5 protein-coding genes and 1 pseudogene are annotated in these 5,047 nt (G+C 73.6%); 4 read left to right on the forward strand and 2 right to left on the reverse strand.

What is annotated here, in order from left to right; all coding sequences use genetic code 11:
* A partial coding sequence (locus tag AC1DUQ_RS20210; protein ID WP_477074469.1) for a helix-turn-helix transcriptional regulator occupies nucleotides 1-1,677 on the forward strand: 1,677 nt, incomplete at its 5' end.
* Between the two features lie 3 nt (nucleotides 1,678-1,680).
* Here AC1DUQ_RS20210 and AC1DUQ_RS20215 read toward each other — a convergent pair.
* Complete coding sequence (locus AC1DUQ_RS20215) at nucleotides 1,681-2,457, reverse strand: VOC family protein (protein WP_477074472.1); 777 nt, start codon at nucleotides 2,455-2,457, stop codon at nucleotides 1,681-1,683.
* A 297-nt stretch (nucleotides 2,458-2,754) separates the two neighbouring features.
* Nucleotides 2,755-3,003 (reverse strand): annotated as a pseudogene (locus AC1DUQ_RS20220) (NAD(P)-binding domain-containing protein); the annotation flags it as partial.
* A gap of 81 nt (nucleotides 3,004-3,084) precedes the next feature.
* On the opposite strand from AC1DUQ_RS20220, the gene AC1DUQ_RS20225 reads away from it, so the two are divergent.
* The 3 genes from AC1DUQ_RS20225 to AC1DUQ_RS20235 form a co-directional block, all read left to right on the forward strand.
* A complete protein-coding gene (locus AC1DUQ_RS20225; protein ID WP_477060696.1) occupies nucleotides 3,085-3,576 on the forward strand; it encodes a MarR family winged helix-turn-helix transcriptional regulator in 492 nt (163 codons plus the stop codon).
* 66 nt (nucleotides 3,577-3,642) lie between these two features.
* A complete protein-coding gene (locus AC1DUQ_RS20230) occupies nucleotides 3,643-4,233 on the forward strand; it encodes a hypothetical protein (protein ID WP_477074470.1) in 591 nt (196 codons plus the stop codon).
* Between the two features lie 42 nt (nucleotides 4,234-4,275).
* Nucleotides 4,276-5,047: AAA family ATPase (locus tag AC1DUQ_RS20235; RefSeq protein ID WP_477074471.1), on the forward strand; the 772-nt coding region annotated here is incomplete at its 3' end.

Raw genomic sequence — 5,047 nt, forward strand, 5'->3', positions numbered from 1 at the left:
GCCTGGCACCTCGGCGAGGCCACGGCCACCCCGGACGCGTCGGTGGCCGCCGTGCTCGACGAGGCCGCCTCCCGCTCACGGGAGCGGGGCGCGTGGGCCGTCGCCGCGGCGGGGTTCGAGCGTGCCGCGCGCGTGAGCCCCGACCCGTCGGACCGTGCCCGACGACTCGTGTCGGCGGCGGAGAGCGCGTGGCGCGCAGGACTGCCGGACTCCGCCACCGACCTGCTCGACCGCGCGTCCGAGCTCCCCCAGTCCCCCGCGCTGCGGACCCGCGCCGCCGCCCTCGACGGGTCCGTCGCCGCGCGGACCGGATCGGTCGAGCGAGCCCGGGACGTCTTCGTCGCCGCCGGCACGCGGGCCGCCGACGAGGACCCCGACACCGCCGTCACCCTGCTCTCCGACGCCATCCAGGCCTGCCAGTTCGCCGGCGACGTCGCGACCGCCGGATCGGCGGCCGCGCTCATCGCCGAGCTCGAGCCGCGGACCGCGCGGGCACGATGGGTCGGGTCGATGGCGACCGCCGTAGCCGACATCCTCGCCGGCCACGGCGGCCCGGACCTGCTGCGCGCCGCGATGGCGGACGTCGACCAGTACCTCGACGACCCGCAGCTGGCGCCGTGGCTCGTCGTCCTGCCGCTCTACCTGCGCGAGAGCGCGGTGGGACGGGACGTCATCCCCACGGTCGTCGCCCACTCCCGGCGCCGCAGCGACATCGGCGGGCTGCCGATCCTGTTGTTCTACGTCGCGCGCGACCAGGCGACGACGGACCGGTGGGACGACGCCGTCGCGGGGTACACCGAAGGGATCCAGCTCGCCCGGGAGGCCGGCCAGGCCACCGACCTCACCGCGTGCCTCGCGGGGCTGTCCTGGCTGGAGGCTCGGCGGGGCGACGCGGACGCCTGCCTGGCCCACGCCGAGGAGGCCCTGGCGATCGCCGGCGAGCACCACCTCGGCTTCTTCCAGACCTGGGCGATGACCGCGCTGGCCGAGCGCGAGCTGGGCCTCGGGCGGACCGATGCCGCGCTGGACCGGTTCCGGGCGCTCGACTCGGTGCTGGACGACCTCGGTCTGGTGGACGTCGACGCCTCCCCCGCGGCGGACATGGTCGAGGCGATGGTGCGCCTGGGGATGACCGACGAGGCGGGCGCCCTGGCGGCGTCGCTGACCGAGCGCGCGGAGGTCAAGGGTCAGCCGTGGTCGCTGGCCCGTGCCGCCCGCGCGGCAGGCCTGACGTGCCCGGACACCGACGTGGACGTCTGCTTCTCGGTCGCCCTCGCCTATCACCAGCACACGCCCGACGCGTTCGAGGCCGCGCGCACCGAGCTGGCGTACGGGTCCCGGCTGCGCCGGATGAAGCGTCGCGTGGACTCACGGCCGCACCTGCGGTCCGCGCTCGCGACCTTCGAGCGCCTCGGTGCGGTCCCGTGGGCCGACCAGGCAGCCTCCGAGCTGCGTGCGACCGGGGAGACGGCTCAGCGGCGCAGCGCGACCGGCCTCGACCACCTGACGCCGCAGGAGCTGCAGGTGGCCAGCATGCTGGCCGGCGGGCGCACCACCCGGGAGGCCGCCGCCGCGCTGTTCCTGTCCCCGAAGACCATCGAGTACCACCTGCGCAACGTGTACCTGAAGCTCGGRATCCGGTCCCGCGCGGAGCTGGCCGGGGCGGTCCCGGGCTGAGGCTCAGCCCGCGACCACCACGCGGATCTCGTTGTTCCACGGGTCCTCGAACGCGAGCACCCGGCCGTCGTCGCGCGTGGCGATCCCCCGGCCGGCCAGCCGGGCGCCCAGCGCGCCGCGCTCGTCGTCGGTGGGCAGCTCGATGGTGACCTCGCCCAGTCCGAGCGCCGGCCACCGGCCCTGCGCGCCGCGGCTCTGCCACGTGTTCATCGCCAGGTGGTGGTGGTAGCCGCCGGCCGACACGAACAGTGCCTGGGTGCCGTACTCCGCGGTCACCTCGAAGCCGACCGTGTCCACGTAGAACTGCTGGGCGGTGGCGATGTCGCCGACCTTGAGGTGCACGTGCCCCACCGCGGCGGCGCCGTCGAGCGCGTCGGGGTCGGTGAGGTTCTCGCGCAGGAACCCGTTCGGGTCCAGGTAGTTCGTGGCCATCGCGACGCGGCCGTTCTTCCAGCCCCACTGCTCGCGCGGCCGGTCCCAGTAGAGCTCCACGCCGTTGCCCTCGGGGTCGTCGAAGTAGAGCGCCTTGGACACCAGGTGGTCCGAGCTGCCCGTGAACGAGGACGGGAAGTGCTGCGCGACCGAGTACACCGAGGACGCGAGAGAGCTCTGCTCGTCGAACAGGATCGCGGTATGGAAGAGCCCCGCGGCCGTCGAGGGGGCGTGCTTGAGCAGCGGTGTGTGCTCGAGCACGACGGCCGGGACTCCCAGCCTGGCTGCCGTCAGCCCGAACCCGCCGGTCCACGACGTCTTCTCCGCCGCGGCGAGGGTCAGCTGCAGGAACCCGAGGGCCTCGAGCTCGTGGGCGCGCTTGAGGGAGCCGGCGTCGACGGCGCGCAGGCCGCCGGCCTCGACGACCGCAGCGAGGGCCTCCTTGGCGTTCGTGTCGTCGCCCGCGATGAGGACGGAGGTGCGCTCGGAACCCACCTCACCCGTGCTGAGCGTCGCCGCGAACGTGGTGTTGAACGCCTTGAGCACCGACGCGGCCGGCACGCTCTGCGCGATGACCTCGGCGGCGGAGCTGCCCACCGGCACGACGAGGGAGTCGAAGGTCGCGAAGTCGAGGGGGTTGGTCAGGTCCACGAGCACCTTGCCGTCCAGCTGGCCCTCGTACTGGCCGAGCACCTCGGGCACGGCGCCGTACGGCAGGGCCAGAACGACGATGTCGCCCGCGATCGGGTCACCGACGGTGCCGTGCTTCGCGCCGGGGATGGCGACCTTGACCGGCTCCCGGGTCAGCACCTGCGCCTCGTTGCCGCCGGCGATGACCCGCCACGCGATGGCCGAGCCCATGTTGCCTGCTCCGATGACGGTGACCGTGCTCATGGTGTCCTCCTTGATTGGTTGTTGCTACAACTACTGTACCTCTAATAGTTGTCGCGTCAAGTTTTTGCTAGCATGTCTCGCATGACGGAACCGCGCTGGCTCACCCCGGAGCAGCTGTGCGCCTGGAAGAAGCTCATCGCCGTGGTCGAGCTGCTGCCGGGCACGCTGGAGTCCCAGCTGCAGCGCGACTCCGGCCTGAGCCACTTCGAGTACTTCACGCTCGCGATGCTCTCCGAGGCACCGGAGCGCACGCTGCGGATGACGTCGCTCGCCGCGCAGACCAACGCCACCCTCGCACGCCTGTCCCACGTGGTCACCCGGCTGGAGAAGCGCGGGCTGGTGCGGCGCGAGGCGTGCGCCGAGGACCGCAGGGCGACGAACGCGATCCTCACCCCCGCCGGCTGGACCACGGTCGAGGCCGCCGCGCCCGGGCACGTCGGTACCGTCCTGGCCACCGTGATCGACCCCCTCACCGCGACCGACATCGCGGACCTCGACCGCGTGATGGGTCGCATCCTCGAGGTCCTCGACGCGTCGCACGTCATGGTCGGGGCCTCGCCGACCGATGACTGAGGTGTGCTCCTCGCCCTCGGCTTGATCGGATTCCTCGCCCTGACGGCGAGCATCGTCGTGCGCTGGATGAACCGACGCGTCGACTCCCTCGGGCGGATCGCGCCCTTCCCCCGGATCAGCGTGGGCCTCTCGCTCGGCCTGGCGTTGTGCTTCGGGATCCCGATGCTCGTCGAGGCCCGGGTCGAGCACCAGCTCGAGGAGGCCGCCGGCGAGATCGCCGGCGAGTCGGTGCAGGTCAACTGCCAGAGCCTCGGGCAGGCGTTCGTCGACGTCGGCCCCGAGCTCGGCTTCGTCGCCTGGGGACCGGACGGCGTCCCCGAGCGATCGACGCTCATCAAGTTCGGCGCCTGCGGGAACCTGCGCGCGTGGCTGGGCTCGACCAAGGCGAGCCCGTCGCTGGWCCAGGTCATCGCCGTGCACGTGGTCACCCACGAGACCATGCACATGGTCGGGATCACCGACGAGGCCCACGCCGAGTGCGCCGCCGTGCAGCGCGACGCCGCGATGGCCGAGGCGCTCGGGGCGTCGCCGCAGGAGGCTCAAGCCCTGGCCCGCCGGTACTGGATCGAGGTGTACCCGCGGATGCCCGACAACTACGTGGGCGGGTGCGGACCGGGCGGCACGTACGACGAACGCCTCCCGACACCGCCCTGGTGACGCGCGTTGACCGCCGGTGGTGCCCGGCGGACGATGAGGGTCGTGGACCGACCCGCGACACCGGTCGACGTCGTCCGGGGTGCCCTGCTCGAGCGTGACGACGAGCTGGCGCTGCTCACCGGCCTGCTCGACGGCGTCCGGACCACCTCGCGCGGCGCGGTGGTCCTGGTCCGCGGCGAGGCCGGCGCGGGCAAGACGACCCTGGTGCGAGAGCTCTGCGCGCGCAGCGGTGCGCGGGTCCTCGCGGGCGCGTGCGACCCGCTGTTCACGCCCCGCCCGCTGGGTCCGCTGCTCGACGTCGCCGAGGCGGCCGGCGGCGAGCTGGCGGAGGCCGTCTCGGCGCACCCGACACCGCACGACCTCGTGCAGACGCTCCTGCGCGACCTCCGCTCGGCGGACGTCACGGTCCTCGTGCTCGAGGACCTGCACTGGGCGGACGAGGCGACGCTCGACGTCGTGCGGTTGCTGGCCCGGAAGATCGCGGACGCCCCGGCCCTGGTGGTGGGCACCTACCGCGACGACCAGCTGGACCGGGACCACGCGCTGCACACGCTCGTCGGGGAGCTGGCGACGCACCGGTCGATGCGCCGGGTGACGCTCGCACCGCTGTCCCGGGACGCCGTCGCCGCGCTCGCCCGCTCCGCGGGGGTCGACCCCGACGAGCTCTACCGCAGGACGGCGGGCAACCCATTCTTCGTCGTCGAGACGCTGGCCGCCGGCACCGACGACATCCCCGACACCGTCCGGGAGGTCGTGCTGGCGCGCGCGTCCCGGCTGGGCCCGGAGGCGCGGCTGCTCCTCGACGCCGTGGCGG

The sequence above is a fragment of the Cellulomonas sp. P4_B5_2 genome (genome assembly GCF_056402235.1).